The following is an 18,354-nucleotide window of genomic DNA, read 5'->3' as shown; positions in this document are numbered from 1 at the left end:
CGGGCAGCGCGCATATTGCATTTGCTACGAGGAAGACCATGGCCCGCGTAACCGTTGAAGACTGCCTAGAACACGTGGATAACCGCTTTGAGCTGGTCATGCTCTCTACCAAGCGTGCCCGTCAACTGGCCACCGGCGGCAAAGAGCCGAAAGTAGCATGGGAAAACGACAAGCCTACCGTCGTCGCCCTGCGTGAAATCGCTGAAGGCCTGATCGACTACGCAGCTATCGCCGAAGCCGAAATCGTTGAAGATGAACCGCTTTTTGCTGCATTCGAGGACGAGTCCAACGAGGCCGTCTAAGCCTATGCCTGGTCGACGTAGCACGGCGCGGGAACAAAGCTTTCGGCAGGAGATATCATGCCGAGCATAGACGCCCTCGCCGATCGCTTATCGACCTACCTCGGCAATGACCAGGTCAACCTGGTCCGCCGAGCGTATTTCTACGCCGAACAAGCCCACGACGGCCAACGCCGCCGTAGCGGTGAGGCGTACGTCACGCACCCGCTTGCGGTAGCGAATATTCTTGCCGACATGCATATGGACCATCAAAGCCTGATGGCAGCCATGCTGCATGACGTGATCGAAGACACCGGTATTGCCAAGGAAGCGCTACAAGCGCAGTTCGGCGAAACCGTGGCCGAACTGGTCGATGGGGTCAGCAAACTGACCCAGATGAACTTCGAGACCAAGGCCGAGGCCCAGGCCGAAAACTTCCAGAAAATGGCCATGGCCATGGCTCGCGACATTCGCGTGATCCTGGTCAAGCTGGCTGACCGCCTGCACAACATGCGCACGCTGGAAGTGTTGTCCGGCGAAAAACGCCGGCGCATCGCCAAGGAAACCCTGGAAATCTATGCGCCCATCGCCAATCGGCTGGGCATGCACGCCATCCGCATAGAATTCGAAGACCTCGGCTTCAAGGCCATGCACCCGATGCGTTCCGCGCGGATCTACCAGGCGGTCAAACGCGCCCGGGGCAACCGCAAGGAAATCGTCAACAAGATCGAAGAGTCCCTCAGTCACTGCCTGGCCATCGATGGCATTCAGGGCGAGGTCAGCGGTCGCCAGAAGCACCTCTACGGCATCTACAAGAAAATGCGCGGCAAGCGTCGGGCTTTCAACGAGATCATGGACGTCTATGCGTTCCGGATCATCGTCGACAAGGTCGATACCTGCTACCGCGTGCTGGGTGCTGTTCATAATTTGTACAAGCCATTGCCGGGCCGCTTCAAGGATTACATCGCGATCCCCAAGGCCAACGGCTATCAGTCGCTGCACACCACGCTGTTCGGCATGCACGGTGTTCCGATCGAGATCCAGATCCGCACCCGTGAAATGGAAGAGATGGCCAACAACGGCATCGCCGCCCATTGGCTGTACAAATCCAGTGGCGACGAGCAGCCAAAAGGCACTCACGCCCGTGCCCGCCAGTGGGTCAAAGGCGTGCTGGAGATGCAGCAGCGCGCCGGCAACTCGCTGGAATTCATCGAAAGCGTGAAGATCGACCTGTTCCCGGACGAGGTCTATGTGTTCACGCCAAAGGGCCGGATCATGGAGTTGCCCAAGGGCTCCACGGCGGTCGACTTCGCTTACGCGGTGCACACCGACGTGGGCAACAGCTGTATTGCCTGTCGGATCAATCGGCGTCTCGCGCCGCTGTCCGAACCGCTGCAAAGCGGCTCCACCGTGGAAATCGTCAGCGCCCCCGGTGCGCGACCGAACCCGGCCTGGCTCAACTTCGTGGTCACCGGCAAGGCGCGCACGCACATCCGCCATGCGCTGAAACTGCAACGCCGTTCCGAGTCCATCAGCCTGGGTGAGCGCCTGCTGAACAAAGTCCTCAACGGTTTCGACAGCTCGCTGGAGAAAATCCAGGCTGAACGCGTCAAGGCCATGCTCACCGAGTATCGCCTCGAACTGATCGAAGACCTGCTCGAAGACATCGGCCTGGGTAATCGCATGGCCTATGTGGTGGCGCGCCGGTTACTCGGCGAGGGCGAACAGTTGCCAAGTCCGGAAGGTCCGCTGGCCATTCGCGGTACTGAAGGCCTGGTACTGAGCTACGCCAAGTGCTGTACGCCGATCCCGGGCGATCCGATCGTCGGCCACCTGTCCGCCGGCAAAGGCATGGTCGTGCACCTGGACAACTGCCGCAACATCAGCGAAATCCGCCATAACCCGGAAAAGTGCATCCAGCTCTCATGGGCCAAGGATGTCACTGGTGAATTCAATGTCGAACTGCGCGTCGAACTGGAGCACCAGCGCGGCCTGATCGCCTTGCTGGCCAGCAGCGTCAACGCGGCCGACGGCAACATCGAAAAAATCAGCATGGACGAACGCGATGGTCGCATCAGCGTGGTCCAACTGGTGGTCAGCGTACACGACCGTGTGCACCTGGCCCGCGTGATCAAGAAACTGCGCGCCCTGACCGGGGTGATCCGCATCACCCGCATGCGCGCGTAGCCAACCATCAATTACAAGGAGTCATTCATGACCAAGACTGTTATCACCAGCGACAAGGCCCCGGCCGCCATCGGTACTTACTCCCAGGCGATCAAGGCTGGCAACACCGTCTACATGTCGGGTCAAATTCCTCTGGACCCAAAAACCATGGAACTGGTTGAAGGCTTCGAAGCCCAGACCGTCCAGGTCTTCGAGAACCTCAAAGCCGTGGCTGAAGCCGCCGGTGGTTCGTTCAAGGACATCGTCAAACTGAACATCTTCCTCACCGACCTGAGCCACTTCGCCAAGGTCAACGAGATCATGGGCAAGTACTTCGACCAGCCTTACCCAGCCCGCGCCGCCATTGGCGTAGCGGCCCTGCCAAAGGGTTCGCAGGTTGAAATGGATGCCATCCTGGTCATCGAGTAATGTGTCCGGCGCAGCCTCAGGCTGCGCCGACTGCTCTGCTGTAAAGAAAGCTTGAAAGGATTCCACCATGCGCAAAGCGCTTGCTCTCTCGCTGCTCGCCCTGCTTCTGGGCGGTTGTGCCAGCGACCCTGCCGACCGAGATATCAGCGGCACCTGGATCAATCAGGTGGCGATTGATGCTGCATCCAAGGGCCTCCCCCTGCGCGAAGCGCTCCAGGCTTATGGCCCGAACCTGGAATGGGACGTCAACACCAAGGCCGGTCAGGCCCGTTACACCAATGGCTTTGAAAATGTCGACGGCAAGCTGTCGGGCGAAGAGTCCGGCGCCTGGAAAATCGACTTTTACGGCAGTTCCGGCAGTGAACTGAAGCGCGACGGCAAACAACTGAGCCAGGCCGCGACCGAGAACGAACCCGCACAGGTCTTCGACCGCGCATTGATCCCGGTGCCGGATGGCGCACCGATTGGTGCCAGCTTCGAACGCGCGTTGTATTCGGCCTACATGGGCGGAAGCTGGAAAGTCATCAGCGGCCCCGGCGAAGGCAACACCGTTCAGTTTCAGGCTGACGGCCAGGTGACCGGCCTCCAGGGCGCTGATCGTTATGCATTGTGCCTGGCCGGTGATTGCGCCTCGATGAGTGGCGGCAACGACAACATGTGGCTGCAACTCAATGGCCAGGGAAATCCATGGATCTTTGCGCGCAAAGGCAAAGAGCTGGAAATCTTCCAGGTTGTGAATACCGCCTTGGCGGATGAAATGCCTCAGTTCACGCCGGGGGATCGCAAGTGGTTGCTGGAAAAGCAGTAACCCGGGTCTAACTGCAAAGAAGGTCCCACGTGGGAGCGAGCCTGCTCGCTCCCACAGTTGTTATGGGGTGATTGGAATTCAGCAGCGTCCTTCGAGGATCGCGGCATAACCCTCGCGGAAGCTCGGGTACTTCGGCGCCCATCCCAACGCCTTCGCCCTCGCATTACTGCAGCGCTTGCTCCCGGTGCGGCGCACAGTGGCGTCGTCCGCCCATTCGGTCACGCCCAGATACTCACGCAACCAGCCCACCACATCCGCCAGCGCTGCCGGTGCGTCATCGACACCGATGTACACATCATCCAGCGCCACGCCACGCCGATCCGCCTCAAGCAGGCACGCCATCAACCCGGCGGCGTCGTCGGCATGAATCCGATTGGCGTACAAAGGCGGATCGACAGCCACGCGATAACCACGGCGCACCTGGGTCAGCAACCACTCACGGCCCGGACCGTAAATGCCAGTCAAACGCACGATGCTCGCCGGGATGCCACTATCAAGGGCAATCTGCTCGGCTTCGAGCATCACCCGCCCTGAATAGCCAGCCGCGACCGTTGGCGACTTCTCGTCAACCCACTCACCCTCTTGCTGACCGTAAACGCTGCTGCTGGAAACGAACAGCAGGCGATTGGGCACCTGCCCGTAGTCGTCCAGCCACTCGAGCACGTGCTTCAAGCCTTGAATGTAAGCAGCGCGGTAACCGGCCTCATCGTGATCAGTGGCGGCTGCGCAGTACACCAGGTAATCCACCGCACCAATCGGCCAGGTCGCCGGACATTCCTTGTTGAACAAGTCGCCGGCAACGCCAACCACACCCTGGGGCAGGCGCGAGATGTCGCGCCGCAGGCCATGAACCTCCCAACCGGCGGTCAACAATTGCGTGGCCAGACGGCTGCCGACATCACCGCAACCGGCGATCAAAACAGAAGGCGCGGACATCAGAAAACTCCCCTTGGAAACGCACAGACTAGCGCCGGCAATGGACGAGCGGCTAGCAATACAGGAAAAAAAGATACTCTATTACTTCTGTTAACAAGAATTACTTGCAATAATACGCGCCACTTTTGTTCTCGGCCTTACGAGGCCTGGAAGAGCATCATCGTTTTTCTATCTCAGGTCCGGCCAGCATGACACGCAATCAAATCCCCGCTTCGCCAACCAAACGACCTCGCGCCTGGAGCGCGGTGGCCGCCCTGCTGCTCAGCCTGATGCTGGCACCGACCGCGGCGTTCGCTGACGCACAAACACCCGCCACCCCGACCGCTACTGCAGCGGCCCCGGCTGACCACGCCGCCCCCGCTGCTGCTCCTGCCGCAACCGATCCGGCCCAGGCAGCACCTGCACAAGAAGCGCTCGGTGAAGACGTTCCTGAAGTCCTCGAAGCCGACAATAGCCTGGGCATGGCCCATGACCTGTCTCCGTGGGGCATGTACCAGAACGCCGACATCATCGTGAAGATCGTGATGATCGGCCTGGCGATCGCCTCGATCATCACCTGGACCATCTGGATTGCCAAAGGCTTCGAGCTGATGGGCGCCAAGCGTCGTCTGCGCAACGAAATCGTACACCTGAAGAAAGCCGCCACGCTCAAGGAAGCCGCCGCATCGGCAACCAAACCAGGCACCCTGGCCAACCTCTTGGTACATGACGCCCTGGAAGAGATGCATTTGTCGGTCAGCAGCCGCGAGAAAGAAGGCATCAAGGAACGCGTCAGCTTCCGCCTTGAGCGCCTGGTGGCCGCCTGCGGTCGCAACATGAGCAGCGGCACCGGCGTACTCGCCACCATCGGCTCCACCGCGCCGTTCGTCGGCCTGTTCGGTACCGTATGGGGCATCATGAACAGCTTCATCGGCATCGCCAAAACCCAGACCACCAACCTCGCCGTCGTGGCTCCCGGCATCGCCGAAGCCCTGCTGGCGACTGCCCTCGGTCTGGTCGCGGCGATTCCTGCGGTGGTGATCTACAACGTGTTTGCCCGCTCCATCGCCGGTTACAAGGCGCAAGTGTCCGACGCTTCGGCAGAAGTCCTGCTGCTGGTCAGCCGCGACCTCGATCACCAGCCTGAGCGCAGCTCGCAACCGCACATGGTGAAAGTGGGGTAATCGGCCATGGGCCTGCATTTGAAAGAAGGGGCAGACGACGATCTGTCCGAGAACCACGAAATCAACGTCACGCCGTTCATTGACGTGATGCTGGTGCTGTTGATCATTTTCATGGTGGCGGCCCCGCTGGCCACCGTGGATATCAAGGTCGACCTGCCTGCGTCCACCGCCAAACCGGCACCGCGGCCGGAGAAGCCGGTGTTCCTCAGCGTCAAGGCTGACCAACGCCTGTTCCTGGGCGAAGAGGAAGTGAAGGCTGAAGCACTCGGCGCAACGCTCGACGCCAGGACTCAGGGCAAGAAAGACACGACGATCTTCTTCCAGGCCGATAAAGGCGTGGATTACGGCGACCTGATGAGCGTGATGGACAACCTGCGCTCGGCCGGTTATCTGAAGGTCGGTCTGGTTGGACTCGAGACGGCAGTCAAGAAATGATCACGACGCGCCATAAGCTGACGCGCTACAGCGGTAGCCTGGCTGTGGTGCTGGGTGTTCACGCGCTGGCCATTGCGCTGGCCGTGAACTGGACGGCCCGCCCGCCCATCGAATTGCCGCCCCAGGCAATGATGGTCGAGCTGGCACCGATCCCAGCCCCGCCACCGCCCGCACCGCCGAAGGTCGTCACCCCACCGCAGCCGCCGGCTCCGGTTGAAGAACTGCCGATACCGAAGCTCGCCGAAGCGCCAAAGGCCGAGATCGCGGTACCGAAACCAGTCAAGCCCAAGCCGAAGCCTCAACCGCCCAAGCCCGTGGAGAAAAAGCCCGAGCCGCCGAAGGAAAAGCCGTCCGAGGCAAAACCGAGCGAAGCACCGCCGACTCCAGCGCCGACCGAGAAATCCGCTCAGCCTGCGCCCGGTCCATCGGCCGCTCAAGTGGCGGCCAAGGCCAGCTGGCAAGGCACCCTGCTCGCGCATCTGGCCAAGTACAAAAAATACCCGGCCAGCGCACAGGCACGGGGCAAGCAAGGCATGAACCGCCTGCGTTTTGTCGTGGATGCCGAAGGCAACGTGTTGTCATTTGAACTGGTGGGTAGCTCCGGCACGGCTGATCTGGACCGGGCAACTCTCGACATGATTCGCCGCGCCCAGCCCCTGCCAAAACCACCGGCCGACATGCTGAACAACGGCTCCATCGAAATTGTTGCACCCTTTGTTTACTCGCTGGAAAACCGCCGGCGGTAAATCATCACCCAACCATTGTGGGAGCGAGCCTGCTCGCGAAGAGGCCAGCACATTTAACATCCACTGGATGTCAAACCGCTTTCGCGAGCAGGCTCGCTCCCACATAGGTTCTCGCAACAACCAGACAGGCACCGAAAGGTGCCTTTTGCATATCTGCCCGCGGCAAACCGACATTGCCCGGTGTCACTCGACACCTACCTTCTGATAACGTGCGTCTATCGATTGCAGGCGGTATGCTTGGCCCGCATCTTCATGGACGCTTGCTATGACTCTCACAGAATTACGCTACATCGTTACCCTCGCCCAAGAGCAGCACTTCGGCCACGCGGCCGAGCGTTGCCACGTCAGCCAGCCGACTCTGTCGGTGGGCGTGAAAAAGCTTGAAGACGAACTCGGTGTGCTGATTTTCGAGCGCAGTAAAAGTGCCGTGCGCCTGACCCCGGTGGGTGAAGGCATTGTGGCCCAGGCCCAAAAAGTCCTGGAACAGGCCCAAGGCATTCGCGAACTGGCCCAAGCCGGCAAGAACCAGCTGACCGCGCCGCTGAAAGTCGGCGCGATCTATACCGTCGGCCCGTACTTGTTTCCACACCTGATTCCGCAACTGCACCGGGTCGCTCCGCAGATGCCGTTGTACATCGAAGAAAACTTCACCCATGTGCTGCGCGACAAGCTGCGCAACGGTGAGCTCGACGCGATCATCATCGCCCTGCCGTTCAACGAAGCCGACGTGCTGACCCTGCAGCTATACGATGAGCCGTTCTACGTGCTGATGCCGGCCCAGCACCCGTGGACGCAAAAGGAATCCATCGACGCCGGCCTGCTCAACGATAAGAGCCTGCTGCTGCTCGGCGAAGGCCACTGCTTCCGCGACCAGGTACTTGAAGCCTGCCCGACCCTGACCAAAGGCAACGACGGCGCCAAGCACACCACGGTGGAGTCCAGCTCGCTGGAAACCATCCGCCACATGGTCGCATCCGGCCTCGGCGTTTCGATCCTGCCGCTGTCGGCGGTCGACAGCCACCACTACGCCCCTGGCGTGATCGAAGTTCGGCCGCTGTCCGCACCAACGCCCTACCGCACCGTGGCCATCGCCTGGCGCGCGAGCTTCCCGCGACCCAAGGCAATCGAAATCCTCGCCGACTCCATTCGCCTGTGCTCGGTGGCCAAGCCGTCCGCGCAGGTGGTGGCGGGCTAAGCAAGCGTCATGACCGAGTTGTCGCAAGTGTCGGTGACGGCACTCAAGGGTGTCGGTGAAGCCATGGCTGAGAAACTGGCCAAGGTTGGCCTGGAAAATCTCCAGGACGTGCTGTTTCACCTGCCGCTGCGATATCAGGACCGCACCCGTGTGGTCCCGATCGGCGCGCTGCGCCCCGGGCAAGATGCCGTGATCGAAGGCACCGTCAGCGGTGCCGACGTGGTCATGGGGCGTCGCCGCAGTCTGGTGGTGCGCCTGCAGGATGGCACCGGCGGACTCAGCCTGCGCTTCTACCATTTCAGCAACGCACAGAAAGAAGGCCTCAAGCGCGGCACACGGATTCGCTGCTACGGCGAAGCGCGGCCCGGCGCGTCGGGACTGGAAATCTACCACCCGGAATACCGCGCCCTTACTGGCGACGAACCGCCGCCAGTGGATGAAACCCTGACCCCGGTGTACCCGCTCACCGAAGGCCTGACGCAACAGCGCCTGCGCCAACTGTGCATGCAAACCCTGACGTTGCTCGGTCCCACCAGCCTGCCCGACTGGCTGCCGACCGAACTGGCCCGTGATTACCAACTCGCGCCACTGGCCGATGCGATCCGCTACCTGCACCACCCGCCGGCCGATGCCGATGTCGACGAACTCGCCCTCGGTCATCACTGGGCGCAGCATCGCCTGGCCTTCGAGGAGCTGCTGACCCATCAGCTGTCCCAGCAGCGGCTGCGCGAAAGCATGCGCTCGCTGCGCGCGCCGGCCATGCCCAAGGCCACGCACCTGCCGGCCCAATACCTGGCCAATCTCGGGTTCAACCCCACGGGCGCGCAGCAACGGGTCGGCAACGAAATCGCCTACGACCTGAGTCAGCGCGAGCCCATGCTGCGGCTGATTCAGGGCGACGTCGGCGCGGGTAAAACCGTGGTCGCCGCCCTCGCCGCGCTGCAGGCTCTGGAAGCCGGTTATCAAGTGGCGCTGATGGCGCCTACTGAAATTCTCGCGGAGCAACACTTCATCACCTTCAAGCGCTGGCTCGAACCGCTGGGCATCGAAGTTGCGTGGCTGGCCGGCAAACTCAAGGGCAAGAACCGCGTGGCCGCGCTGGAGCAGATTGCCAATGGCACCCCGATGGTGGTCGGCACCCATGCGTTGTTCCAGGACGAAGTGCAGTTCAAGAACCTGGCGCTAGTGATTATCGACGAGCAGCACCGCTTCGGCGTGCAGCAGCGACTGGCCTTGCGGCAGAAAGGGGTCGGCGGCCGCATGTGTCCGCACCAGCTGATCATGACCGCCACCCCGATCCCGCGCACATTGGCCATGAGCGCCTACGCCGACCTCGACACCTCGATCCTCGACGAATTGCCGCCCGGCCGGACCCCGGTCAATACCGTGCTGATCACCGATACCCGGCGTGTCGAAGTCATCGAACGGGTGCGCAGCGCCTGTGCCGAAGGGCGTCAGGCCTATTGGGTCTGCACGCTGATCGAAGAGTCAGAAGAACTGACCTGCCAGGCTGCCGAAACCACCTACGAAGACCTGACCGCCGCCCTCGGTGAGCTGAAAGTGGGGCTGATCCATGGCCGCATGAAGCCCGCCGAAAAAGCCGCGGTGATGGCCGAGTTCAAGGCCGGTAACTTGCAATTGCTGGTGGCTACCACGGTGATCGAAGTCGGCGTGGACGTGCCCAACGCCAGTCTGATGATCATCGAAAACCCCGAACGCCTGGGCCTGGCGCAACTGCACCAGTTGCGTGGACGCGTCGGCCGGGGCAGCGCCGTCAGCCACTGCGTGCTGCTTTACCATCCGCCGTTGTCGCAGATCGGTCGTCAGCGCCTGGGCATCATGCGCGAAACCAACGACGGCTTTGTCATCGCCGAAAAAGACCTCGAACTGCGTGGCCCCGGCGAAATGCTCGGCACACGGCAGACCGGCCTGCTCCAGTTCAAGGTCGCCGACCTGATGCGCGATGCCGACCTGTTGCCCGCCGTGCGCGATGCCGCTCAGGCCTTGCTGGAGCGCTGGCCGGACCACGTTAGCCCGTTACTCGACCGCTGGCTGCGCCACGGGCAGCAATACGGCCAAGTGTGAGCACCGTCGCAGTTTCTGGAGGATGGGTTTGAGCAAGCTGGTTATACTCCTGCAATTGTTTTAGTCCGGATACAGACCATGACCGAAGTTGCCCTCGCACCCGCCTCCCCGCACGCTCCGTCGGTTATTCGGCTGCTGCTGGGCAAACTGGGTATTGCCTACGAGGAAGTCCTCGATCATCACGGCTTGAACCCGGCGCGCAAAGTCCAGGCTGTACTGCTCGACGACGCCATTGGCGCGCTGATGGTGCTGTTTCCGCAGAGCCAGTTGCTCGATCTCAACCGCCTCACCGAACTCACTGGCCGCCGCCTCACCGCCGTGCCGACCGAGCGCCTGGTAAAGATGCTCGGCAAACACAGCCTGAGCCTGCTGCCAGGCCTGCCGGCCCTCACCAGCTCGCCGTGCCTGTATGACGAAAGCCTGCTGCGCGAGCCGACGGTGCTGGTCAATTCGGGTGAGCCGGGCGTCCTGCTGGAAATCACCAGCGAAGCGTTCAAATCGATGCTCAACAAGGCCAGCGCCGCCAACTTCGGCGAAGCCCTGAGCAGCATTCGCCCGAACCTCGACCGCCCCGATGATGACCGCGCTGAAATCACCCAGGCGGTCCAGGCATTCACCGCGCGGCGCATCCAGCAACGCCTGGAGGCAACCATCGAAATTCCGCCGCTGGCCGAAACCGCGCAGAAAATCATCAAGCTGCGCGTCGACCCCAACGCCACCATCGACGACATCACCGGCGTGGTCGAAACCGACCCGGCCCTGGCTGCGCAAGTGGTGAGTTGGGCTGCGTCGCCGTACTACGCTTCGCCAGGCAAGATTCGCTCGGTGGAAGACGCCATCGTGCGAGTGCTGGGTTTCGATCTGGTGATCAACCTGGCGCTGGGCCTGGCTCTTGGTAAAACCCTGAGCCTGCCCAAAGACCATCCGCAACAGAGCACACCGTACTGGCAGCAATCGATCTACACCGCCGCCGTCATCGAAGGCCTGACCCGCGCCATGCCACGCGCCCAGCGCCCGGAAGCCGGCCTGACCTACTTGGCGGGCCTGCTGCACAACTTCGGTTATCTGCTGCTGGCCCACGTATTCCCGCCGCACTTTTCGCTGATCTGCCGCCACCTGGAGGTTAATCCGCACCTGTGCCACAGCTACATCGAGCAACACCTGCTGGGCATCAGCCGCGAACAGATCGGTGCGTGGCTGATGCGTTACTGGGACATGCCTGATGAGCTGGCCACCGCACTGCGCTTCCAGCACGACCCGGGCTACGACGGCGCCTACGCCGAGTACCCGAACCTGGTGTGCCTGGCCGTGCGCCTGCTGCGCAGCCGTGGCATCGGCTCCGGCCCCGACGAAGACATCCCCGACGCCCTGCTCGAACGCCTCGGCCTGAGCCGCGCCAAAGCTGAAGACGTCGTCAGCAAAGTCCTCGAAGCCGAAGTGCTGTTGCGCGAACTGGCTTCGCAGTTCAGCCAGGCTTAAAAGCATTCGCGAGCAGGCTCGCTCCCACAGAGGTCAGGTATTCCCTGTGGGAGCGAGCCTGCTCGCGAAGAATCCACTGCGATTTATCTGACAGGCCTTAAGCCTTTGGCTTGATCTTCTTCGGCTTCAAATACTTGGTCAACCCCTGAAACCAGATCACCAGTGCCGGATTGCCCTTGATCTGAATCGACTTGTCCTGAATCCCCGTCATGAACGCCAGTTGCTTGTTCTTCGCCTGCATCGTGGCGAAGCCATACCCGGCATCCTTGAAGGCAATGGCGAACGCCGGCTCAGCATACACCCCGGACTTGCTGGTGATGCGCTGGTCCTTCACCCGAAAATGCCGCGCCACTTTCCCGTCCAGGGTCTGCAGCTGAAACACCAGTTCCTTGTCACCCAACTGCTGCTGAAACGCCGGATTGCTCCGACTGGCCTTGCCCATCAACAAACCCAGCATCCACAGTAGAAAACGAAATTTCATGCGCAAGCCTCTAAAGGAAAATGAACGGCTGGCGCAGTGTAGCGACTTGGATAAAGAACGCCACTATCGAGTTGCGTTAGAAGAAGATCAGCCCTGTTTCTCGCATGATGACCGCCAAGTCACAGTTTTCGTTCTCCCTCAGGTCACTAACGTATTGGGGCATGCGAACGCATCTTGTGAGCCATCTTCTTACCTAGTACAAAACCCCTTCCAACACTTCGTAAACAATCCCGCTCCCCACCGCGATCAGCACAATATCGCCGCCCGCACGGCGCCATTCGTAGCCAGGGTAGTAAGGCAGCCGCCCCAGTGCGCGGTTATCCAGTCGCTCACCGTAGTAGCCATGAGGCAGTGGCCGACCACGCTCCAAATGAATACCCGGTGGTGGCGGCGCGCCGCGTACGAAATAGCCGTGATTGTCGTGAATGGTCTGGCGCACCGGGCCGAAGTCCCGAGGCGGAGGGCCGCCACGATGGTTGTCCTGTCCGCCACGGTGATCGTCACCGCGATTGTCGTAATGGCCCTGCTGCGGGCCGCCGCGGTCGTGATCGTCGCGTTGATCGGCGCTGGCGTGCAGCAATGGGGTTGCGCTGAGCATCAGCACGCCCAGGCTGGCAATCAGACGTTTCGGCATTTTCATTAGGGCTTTCCTCACAACACATGCAGCAAAAAGGGCTTCAGAACGTAGTCCTGAAGCCCTCGGTCTTGCTGGTTAGTCTGTGTCGGGAGGCTCTAATTCCTCTGTATCAGGAACTTTACCTTCAGCTGACGCGAGCCTTACGCACGCCGTCGGCCAGTGCCGAGCACAGGCTCAGCACGCCATCGATTGCCTGATCCGGCGTCGAGGCATTGGCGATGTGATCGATCAGTGCCGAACCCACCACCACGCCGTCCGCCAGACGCGCAATCGACGCCGCTTGCTCCGGCGTACGAATGCCGAAACCGATGCTGATCGGCAGGTCGGTATGGCGACGCAGGCGAGCGACCGCTTCTTCGACGTGCTCCAGTGTCGCCGCACCGGCGCCGGTCACACCGGCAACGGATACGTAATACACAAACCCGGAGCTACCGTTCAGAACCGTTGGCAGACGCACATCGTCGGTGGTTGGCGTGGTCAGACGGATGAAATCCAGACCGGCCGCCTGGGCCGGATCGCACAGTTCGCCGTTATGCTCGGGCGGCATGTCGACCACGATCAGGCCATCGACACCGGCCTCTTTTGCTTCGGCGATGAAGCGCGGTACGCCGTACTTGTGGATCGGGTTGAAGTAACCCATCAACACCAGCGGCGTTTCGTTGTTGTCCTTGCGGAACTCGCGAACCATTTCCAGGGTTTTCGCCAGGTTCTGCTTGGCGGCCAGGGCGCGGATGTTGGCGAGCTGGATCGCCGGGCCATCGGCCATCGGATCGGTGAAGGGCATGCCCAGCTCGATCACATCGGCGCCAGCGGCCGGCAAACCCTTGAGGATCGCCAGGGAAGTGTCATAGCCCGGGTCGCCAGCGGTGACGAAGGTCACCAGAGCGGCGCGGTTCTGTTCCTTGAGTTCGGCAAAACGCGTTTGCAGGCGGCTCATCAGTGTTTCTCCTGCTTCGATTGTTCCATGTGGTGCATCACGGTCTGCATATCTTTGTCCCCGCGACCCGACAGGTTGACCACCATCAGGTGATCCTTCGGCAGGGTCGGTGCACGCTTGAACACTTCGGCCAGGGCATGGGCGCTTTCCAGTGCAGGAATAATCCCTTCCAGGCGGCAGCATTGGTGGAAAGCGGCGAGTGCTTCGTCGTCTGTCACCGAGGTGTACTGAACACGGCCGATGTCATGCAACCAGGCGTGTTCCGGGCCGATGCCCGGGTAGTCCAGGCCTGCCGAGATCGAATGGGCGTCGATGATCTGACCATCGTCGTCCTGCAACAGGAAGGTACGGTTGCCGTGCAACACACCCGGTACGCCGCCATTCAGGCTGGCTGCATGTTTGCCGGTTTCGATGCCGTAGCCGGCCGCTTCAACACCGATGATTTCGACGCTCTTGTCGTCGAGGAACGGGTGGAACAGGCCCATGGCGTTGGAGCCGCCACCGATGCACGCCACCAGGCTGTCCGGCAGACGGCCTTCCTGGGCTTGCAGCTGGTCGCGGGTTTCCTTGCCGATAACGGCCTGGAAGTCGCGAACCATCGCTGGATAAGGGTGCGGACCGGCTACGGTACCGATCAGGTAGAAGGTGCTGTCGACGTTGGTCACCCAGTCACGCAGCGCTTCGTTCATTGCGTCCTTCAGGGTGCCGGTGCCGGCCACGACCGGGATCACTTCGGCGCCCAGCAATTTCATGCGGAAGACGTTGGCCTGCTGACGCTCGATGTCAGTGGTGCCCATGTAGATCACGCAGTCCAGGCCAAAACGCGCGGCCACGGTAGCGGTCGCCACCCCGTGCATGCCGGCGCCGGTCTCGGCGATGATGCGTTTCTTGCCCATGCGCCGCGCCAGCAGGATCTGACCGATGCAGTTGTTGATCTTGTGCGCGCCGGTGTGGTTGAGCTCTTCACGCTTGAGATAGATCTTGGCGCCACCGCAGAACTCGGTCAGGCGTTCAGCGAAGTAGAGTGGGCTCGGACGACCGACGTAGTCGCGCTGGAAGTAGGCCAATTCTTCCTTGAATGCAGGATCTTCCTTGGCCGCTTCGTATTCACGGGCCAGATCCAGGATCAGCGGCATCAGGGTTTCAGCGACATAACGGCCGCCGAACGCGCCGAACAGGCCGTTGGCGTCAGGGCCGTTGCGCAGATTAGTCTGGGTCATGGGGCGCTCCAGTTGAATGCGTGAAGAGATAGTGGGCTTCACTCTACCCCTGCCGCGGAGGTCTGAAAACCGATAAGATCGCCGCAACCTGTCAGGAAAACTCACACATACCATGAGCCACGACCTGCCCCCCTTAAATGCTTTGCGCGCCTTCGAAGCCACCGCCCGCCTCAATAGCGTCAGTCAGGCTGCGGAACAGTTGCACGTCACTCACGGCGCGGTCAGCCGCCAACTGAAAGTACTCGAAGAACACCTCGGGGTCAGCTTGTTCACCAAGGAAGGGCGCGGCCTGAAACTCACAGATGCCGGCATGCGCCTACGCGACGCCAGCGCTGAAGCCTTCGAGCGCCTGCGCACGGTGTGCGCCGAACTCACCCAAAGCACCGCCGATGCGCCCTTTGTGCTCGGCTGCTCGGGCAGCCTGCTCGCACGCTGGTTTATTCCACGCCTGGGACGGTTGAATGCCGACCTGCCAGATCTGCGCTTGCACCTGTCGGCCGGTGAAGGAGATCTTGATCCTCGCCGTCCAGGCCTGGATGCCTTGCTGGTGTTTGCCGAGCCACCCTGGCCAGCGGATATGCAAGTGTTCGAGCTTGCCAGTGAACGGATCGGCCCGGTGATGAGCCCCCGGTTCGTCGGCTACGACAGGCTTAAAACCGCACCGGCCTCAGCCCTGCTCAATGAATCAGTACTGCACACCACCTCGCGTCCACAAGCCTGGCCCAGTTGGGCGCAGCAAAGCGGCCTCGACGCCAAAGCGTTGAAGTACGGTCAGGGTTTCGAGCACTTGTATTACTTGCTGGAAGCGGCGGTGGCCGGGCTGGGTGTGGCGATCGCTCCCGAGCCGCTTGTCGTCGAGGACTTGAAGGCCGGCCGATTGGTCGCCCCTTGGGGTTTCAGTGAAACCCCGGCACAACTGGCGCTGTGGCTGCCCAAGCGCGCCGCGGACGGGCGCGCCCGGCAACTGGCGCAATGGCTCAAGAACGAGCTGCGCCAGACGAATTAGTCACCGCGCTTGAATAGCAGGTAGGCCGCCAGCAGGCCCAATGCGCCTACGGCAACACCGGCTGTCGTCCAAGGATGTTCCTGGGCGTAGTCCCGGGTGGCAATCCCGGTTTCCCGGGTTTTCACTTTGACCTCTTCATAAGCATCGGAGAGCAGATGACGCGAATGTCTCAGCGCGTTCTCGGCGTTGCCCTTGAGCACCTTGAGGGTTTTACGCGACTCGTCCGAGGCGTCGTCCTTAAGATTTTCCAAGGATTTGAGCAGACTCTCGATCTCCGCTTCCATGCTTTGCAATGAGGCTTTACGTAACGAGCTATTGGCCATGGTGGCTCTCCTGCATTGTTGATGAGTGGCGTGTGTTGGTTGGGACTTCAGGGGGTCGAGAAAGTGCAGTAAATGTGAACTTACATATCAGTCCGACCGACAGAAGTAAGACCGAAAATCACTGCTAGGCTGTATTTCACACCCTAAGGAGAACGCCATGACTGACCATCACACCTACAAGAAAGTCGAACTGGTTGGCTCGTCCACAAGCAGCATCGAAGACGCGATCAACAACGCGCTGGCCGAAGCCAGCAAAAGCCTCAAGTACATGGAATGGTTTGAAGTGACCGAAACCCGCGGGCATATCAAGGACGGCAAGGCTGCGCATTTCCAGGTGACGCTCAAGGTCGGGTTCAGGATTGCCAGCAGCTGACGTTGGTCGAACCTTCTGAACTTGCGCGCTGGCCGAGTGCCATAGGGAATGGCAAGGCGCTATATAACTAAATCTGGCCAAAGGCTGGGTGTTCCCTTTTGATCCGACCAGAGAATGCGACTGATGAAGAAGTTTATTTTGGCGGCAGGTTTGTTGAGTCTGGCGGGGGCAGCCTCGGCTGACGTCAAATCCTGCGAAGAACTGAAAGCCGAGATCGCGGCAAAACTTGATGCCAAGGGCGTTTCCGGTTATTCGCTGGAAATTGTCGATAAAGGTACCGCCTCTGGCGGAAAAGTCGTCGGTACCTGTGAAAAGGGCACCAAGGAAATCGTCTACAAGCGATAAGCCAGCCTCGCCCTTGCAGGAGCGAGCTTGCTCGCGATGGATTCAAGAGCGCCGCGTTTAACCGGTAAACACGCGTAATCGTTAACGACCATCGCGAGCAAGCTCGCTCCTACAGTCAATCTACTAAATCTCAGCCCTTCATGACCTGGGCCAGCAATTCGTAAGAATGCAGACGATCGGCATGTTCGTATAGGTCGCAGGTAAAAATCAGCTCATCGGCCTGGGTCTGTTCGACCAGCACGTCCAGCTTGGCGCGGATTTTCTGCGGGCTGCCAATCATGGCCAACCCCAGGAAATCCATAACCGCGTCCCTCTCATGGGGCAGCCACAGGCCATCCATGGTTTTCACCGGTGGACGCTGCACCAGACTCTGGCCGCGCATCAGCGCGAGTATGCGCTGGAACACCGAGGTGGCCAGATAGTCGGCTTGTTCGTCGGTGTCAGCGGCCACCAATGGCACACCAAGCATCACATAGGGCTTGTCCAGCACCGCCGAAGGCTTGAAGTGATTGCGGTAGACACGAATCGCTTCATGCATGAAGCGCGGTGCGAAATGTGAAGCGAAGGCGTAGGGCAAACCGCGCTCGCCCGCCAGTTGTGCACTGAACAGGCTAGAGCCCAGCAACCAGATCGGCACATTCGTACCGGTACCCGGCATCGCGATGACGCGCTGTTCCGGCGTGCGCGGGCCAAGATAACGCACCAGTTCCGCTACATCTTCCGGGAAGTCATCCGCGCTGCCGGAACGCTCGCGACGCAGGGCACGGGCCGTCATTTGATCGGAACCGGGGGCACGCCCCAGACCCAGGTCGATGCGGCCCGGGTACAGACTTTCAAGGGTGCCGAACTGTTCGGCAATCACCAAAGGCGCATGGTTGGGCAGCATCACCCCACCGGACCCCACGCGAATGGTCGACGTGCCACCCGCCAGGTAGCCCAGCAGCACCGAAGTCGCGGAACTGGCAATGCCGTCCATGTTGTGGTGTTCGGCGACCCAGAACCGGTGGTAACCGAATTTCTCGACGTGTTGCGCCAGGTCCAGCGAATTGCGCAGCGACTGGGCCGCGCTGCCGTTTTCCCGCACGGGGACCAGATCGAGGGTCGAAAACTTGATATCGGACAGTCGTTTCATGAACCTGCTTCTCCAATTGAGGGCGCAGGTTTTTTCTCGCGAACGAAAACCTGCCGAATCCAAAGCGTGTTTCATGCAATGAGGGCATATACCCGAGTTTCAATAGCACCCGAGCAAATTCCTACAAATGAGACGGATTAATCCGATACGTGAACTTTGACCTGCGGACTATCCTCAGAA

20 protein-coding genes are annotated in these 18,354 nt (G+C 60.8%); 13 read left to right on the top strand and 7 right to left on the bottom strand.

Annotated elements, in window-relative coordinates; all coding sequences use genetic code 11:
* Window positions 1-38: 38 nt before the first annotated feature.
* From rpoZ to ACW9HW_RS03830, 4 genes are all read left to right on the top strand, one after another.
* On the top strand, window positions 39-302 hold the full coding sequence (gene rpoZ, locus ACW9HW_RS03845; RefSeq protein WP_007921129.1) for a DNA-directed RNA polymerase subunit omega: 264 nt from the start codon (window positions 39-41) through the stop codon (window positions 300-302).
* Window positions 303-359: 57 nt separating this feature from the next.
* The gene (gene spoT / locus ACW9HW_RS03840) at window positions 360-2,465 is read left to right on the top strand and encodes a bifunctional GTP diphosphokinase/guanosine-3',5'-bis pyrophosphate 3'-pyrophosphohydrolase (RefSeq protein WP_095194428.1); all 2,106 of its coding nucleotides are present in this window, start codon (window positions 360-362) and stop codon (window positions 2,463-2,465) included.
* Between the two features lie 27 nt (window positions 2,466-2,492).
* Window positions 2,493-2,873: a RidA family protein gene (locus ACW9HW_RS03835; RefSeq protein WP_003229509.1), complete on the top strand. Its 381-nt coding sequence runs from the start codon at window positions 2,493-2,495 to the stop codon at window positions 2,871-2,873.
* A gap of 67 nt (window positions 2,874-2,940) precedes the next feature.
* Window positions 2,941-3,681 (top strand): hypothetical protein, encoded by a 741-nt coding sequence (locus ACW9HW_RS03830; RefSeq protein WP_457398468.1) that lies wholly within the window; start codon window positions 2,941-2,943, stop codon window positions 3,679-3,681.
* Window positions 3,682-3,759: 78 nt separating this feature from the next.
* Here ACW9HW_RS03830 and ACW9HW_RS03825 read toward each other — a convergent pair whose 3' ends face one another.
* Window positions 3,760-4,617 (bottom strand): SDR family oxidoreductase, encoded by an 858-nt coding sequence (locus ACW9HW_RS03825; RefSeq protein WP_095194430.1) that lies wholly within the window; start codon window positions 4,615-4,617, stop codon window positions 3,760-3,762.
* A 188-nt stretch (window positions 4,618-4,805) separates the two neighbouring features.
* Between ACW9HW_RS03825 and exbB the strand changes: the two genes are divergently transcribed.
* The 6 genes from exbB to ACW9HW_RS03795 all read left to right on the top strand — a co-directional run bounded on the left by exbB (window position 4,806) and on the right by ACW9HW_RS03795 (window position 11,720).
* The gene (gene exbB, locus ACW9HW_RS03820) at window positions 4,806-5,780 is read left to right on the top strand and encodes a tonB-system energizer ExbB (protein ID WP_095194431.1); all 975 of its coding nucleotides are present in this window, start codon (window positions 4,806-4,808) and stop codon (window positions 5,778-5,780) included.
* 6 nt (window positions 5,781-5,786) lie between these two features.
* Window positions 5,787-6,215, top strand: a complete 429-nt coding sequence (exbD, locus tag ACW9HW_RS03815) for a TonB system transport protein ExbD (protein ID WP_095194432.1) — start codon at window positions 5,787-5,789, stop codon at window positions 6,213-6,215.
* Window positions 6,212-6,961 (top strand): energy transducer TonB family protein, encoded by a 750-nt coding sequence (locus ACW9HW_RS03810; RefSeq protein WP_095194433.1) that lies wholly within the window; start codon window positions 6,212-6,214, stop codon window positions 6,959-6,961. The genes exbD and ACW9HW_RS03810 overlap by 4 nt, the downstream gene beginning before the upstream one ends.
* Before the next feature lie 265 nt (window positions 6,962-7,226).
* Window positions 7,227-8,156, top strand: coding sequence for a hydrogen peroxide-inducible genes activator (locus tag ACW9HW_RS03805; RefSeq protein WP_095194434.1), 930 nt, complete (start codon window positions 7,227-7,229; stop codon window positions 8,154-8,156).
* 9 nt (window positions 8,157-8,165) lie between these two features.
* Window positions 8,166-10,241, top strand: a complete 2,076-nt coding sequence (gene recG, locus ACW9HW_RS03800) for an ATP-dependent DNA helicase RecG (protein WP_095194435.1) — start codon at window positions 8,166-8,168, stop codon at window positions 10,239-10,241.
* A 78-nt stretch (window positions 10,242-10,319) separates the two neighbouring features.
* A complete protein-coding gene (locus ACW9HW_RS03795; RefSeq protein WP_137805787.1) occupies window positions 10,320-11,720 on the top strand; it encodes an aminoacyl-tRNA deacylase and HDOD domain-containing protein in 1,401 nt (466 codons plus the stop codon).
* Window positions 11,721-11,817: 97 nt separating this feature from the next.
* Here ACW9HW_RS03795 and ACW9HW_RS03790 read toward each other — a convergent pair whose 3' ends face one another.
* From ACW9HW_RS03790 to trpB, 4 genes are all read right to left on the bottom strand, one after another.
* The gene (locus ACW9HW_RS03790; RefSeq protein ID WP_457398462.1) at window positions 11,818-12,201 is read right to left on the bottom strand and encodes a helicase; all 384 of its coding nucleotides are present in this window, start codon (window positions 12,199-12,201) and stop codon (window positions 11,818-11,820) included.
* A 193-nt stretch (window positions 12,202-12,394) separates the two neighbouring features.
* The gene (locus ACW9HW_RS03785) at window positions 12,395-12,841 is read right to left on the bottom strand and encodes an anti-virulence regulator CigR family protein (RefSeq protein WP_095194438.1); all 447 of its coding nucleotides are present in this window, start codon (window positions 12,839-12,841) and stop codon (window positions 12,395-12,397) included.
* A 121-nt stretch (window positions 12,842-12,962) separates the two neighbouring features.
* Window positions 12,963-13,775 (bottom strand): tryptophan synthase subunit alpha, encoded by an 813-nt coding sequence (trpA, locus tag ACW9HW_RS03780; protein WP_057397406.1) that lies wholly within the window; start codon window positions 13,773-13,775, stop codon window positions 12,963-12,965.
* On the bottom strand, window positions 13,775-14,995 hold the full coding sequence (gene trpB, locus ACW9HW_RS03775) for a tryptophan synthase subunit beta (protein ID WP_046818704.1): 1,221 nt from the start codon (window positions 14,993-14,995) through the stop codon (window positions 13,775-13,777). The genes trpA and trpB overlap by 1 nt, the downstream gene beginning before the upstream one ends.
* 112 nt (window positions 14,996-15,107) lie before the next feature.
* Here trpB and ACW9HW_RS03770 point away from each other — a divergent pair, with 112 nt between their 5' ends.
* Window positions 15,108-16,001, top strand: coding sequence for a LysR family transcriptional regulator (locus tag ACW9HW_RS03770; RefSeq protein WP_095194440.1), 894 nt, complete (start codon window positions 15,108-15,110; stop codon window positions 15,999-16,001).
* Here ACW9HW_RS03770 and ACW9HW_RS03765 read toward each other — a convergent pair.
* Window positions 15,998-16,324: a DUF883 family protein gene (locus ACW9HW_RS03765; RefSeq protein WP_095194441.1), complete on the bottom strand. Its 327-nt coding sequence runs from the start codon at window positions 16,322-16,324 to the stop codon at window positions 15,998-16,000. The two genes, ACW9HW_RS03770 and ACW9HW_RS03765, sit on opposite strands and share 4 nt — an antisense overlap.
* Window positions 16,325-16,481: 157 nt before the next feature.
* Here ACW9HW_RS03765 and ACW9HW_RS03760 point away from each other — a divergent pair, with 157 nt between their 5' ends.
* On the top strand, window positions 16,482-16,697 hold the full coding sequence (locus ACW9HW_RS03760; protein WP_008027736.1) for a dodecin: 216 nt from the start codon (window positions 16,482-16,484) through the stop codon (window positions 16,695-16,697).
* Between the two features lie 123 nt (window positions 16,698-16,820).
* Window positions 16,821-17,042 carry a DUF1161 domain-containing protein gene (locus ACW9HW_RS03755; RefSeq protein WP_095194442.1) on the top strand — a complete coding sequence of 74 codons (222 nt, stop codon included), beginning with the start codon at window positions 16,821-16,823 and terminating at the stop codon, window positions 17,040-17,042.
* A 130-nt stretch (window positions 17,043-17,172) separates the two neighbouring features.
* Here the strand turns inward: ACW9HW_RS03755 and ACW9HW_RS03750 are convergent, their stop codons facing one another.
* The gene (locus ACW9HW_RS03750) at window positions 17,173-18,174 is read right to left on the bottom strand and encodes an LLM class flavin-dependent oxidoreductase (RefSeq protein ID WP_457398458.1); all 1,002 of its coding nucleotides are present in this window, start codon (window positions 18,172-18,174) and stop codon (window positions 17,173-17,175) included.
* Window positions 18,175-18,354: the final 180 nt, after the last annotated feature.

The organism is Pseudomonas sp. SDO5532_S415, from assembly GCF_054071155.1.
The sequence above is the reverse complement of the archived record's forward strand: the minus strand, read 5'-3'. Positions and strand labels throughout refer to the sequence as shown.

What these genes read in the sequence shown, in the direction of transcription:
- rpoZ (WP_007921129.1), top strand. Translation starts at nt 39, where the DNA reads ATGGCCCGCGTAACCGTTGAAGACTGCCTAGAACACGTGGATAACCGC.
- spoT (WP_095194428.1), top strand. Translation starts at nt 360, where the DNA reads ATGCCGAGCATAGACGCCCTCGCCGATCGCTTATCGACCTACCTCGGC.
- ACW9HW_RS03835 (WP_003229509.1), top strand. Translation starts at nt 2,493, where the DNA reads ATGACCAAGACTGTTATCACCAGCGACAAGGCCCCGGCCGCCATCGGT.
- ACW9HW_RS03830 (WP_457398468.1), top strand. Translation starts at nt 2,941, where the DNA reads ATGCGCAAAGCGCTTGCTCTCTCGCTGCTCGCCCTGCTTCTGGGCGGT.
- ACW9HW_RS03825 (WP_095194430.1), bottom strand. Translation starts at nt 4,617, where the DNA reads ATGTCCGCGCCTTCTGTTTTGATCGCCGGTTGCGGTGATGTCGGCAGC.
- exbB (WP_095194431.1), top strand. Translation starts at nt 4,806, where the DNA reads ATGACACGCAATCAAATCCCCGCTTCGCCAACCAAACGACCTCGCGCC.
- exbD (WP_095194432.1), top strand. Translation starts at nt 5,787, where the DNA reads ATGGGCCTGCATTTGAAAGAAGGGGCAGACGACGATCTGTCCGAGAAC.
- ACW9HW_RS03810 (WP_095194433.1), top strand. Translation starts at nt 6,212, where the DNA reads ATGATCACGACGCGCCATAAGCTGACGCGCTACAGCGGTAGCCTGGCT.
- ACW9HW_RS03805 (WP_095194434.1), top strand. Translation starts at nt 7,227, where the DNA reads ATGACTCTCACAGAATTACGCTACATCGTTACCCTCGCCCAAGAGCAG.
- recG (WP_095194435.1), top strand. Translation starts at nt 8,166, where the DNA reads ATGACCGAGTTGTCGCAAGTGTCGGTGACGGCACTCAAGGGTGTCGGT.
- ACW9HW_RS03795 (WP_137805787.1), top strand. Translation starts at nt 10,320, where the DNA reads ATGACCGAAGTTGCCCTCGCACCCGCCTCCCCGCACGCTCCGTCGGTT.
- ACW9HW_RS03790 (WP_457398462.1), bottom strand. Translation starts at nt 12,201, where the DNA reads ATGAAATTTCGTTTTCTACTGTGGATGCTGGGTTTGTTGATGGGCAAG.
- ACW9HW_RS03785 (WP_095194438.1), bottom strand. Translation starts at nt 12,841, where the DNA reads ATGAAAATGCCGAAACGTCTGATTGCCAGCCTGGGCGTGCTGATGCTC.
- trpA (WP_057397406.1), bottom strand. Translation starts at nt 13,775, where the DNA reads ATGAGCCGCCTGCAAACGCGTTTTGCCGAACTCAAGGAACAGAACCGC.
- trpB (WP_046818704.1), bottom strand. Translation starts at nt 14,995, where the DNA reads ATGACCCAGACTAATCTGCGCAACGGCCCTGACGCCAACGGCCTGTTC.
- ACW9HW_RS03770 (WP_095194440.1), top strand. Translation starts at nt 15,108, where the DNA reads ATGAGCCACGACCTGCCCCCCTTAAATGCTTTGCGCGCCTTCGAAGCC.
- ACW9HW_RS03765 (WP_095194441.1), bottom strand. Translation starts at nt 16,324, where the DNA reads ATGGCCAATAGCTCGTTACGTAAAGCCTCATTGCAAAGCATGGAAGCG.
- ACW9HW_RS03760 (WP_008027736.1), top strand. Translation starts at nt 16,482, where the DNA reads ATGACTGACCATCACACCTACAAGAAAGTCGAACTGGTTGGCTCGTCC.
- ACW9HW_RS03755 (WP_095194442.1), top strand. Translation starts at nt 16,821, where the DNA reads ATGAAGAAGTTTATTTTGGCGGCAGGTTTGTTGAGTCTGGCGGGGGCA.
- ACW9HW_RS03750 (WP_457398458.1), bottom strand. Translation starts at nt 18,174, where the DNA reads ATGAAACGACTGTCCGATATCAAGTTTTCGACCCTCGATCTGGTCCCC.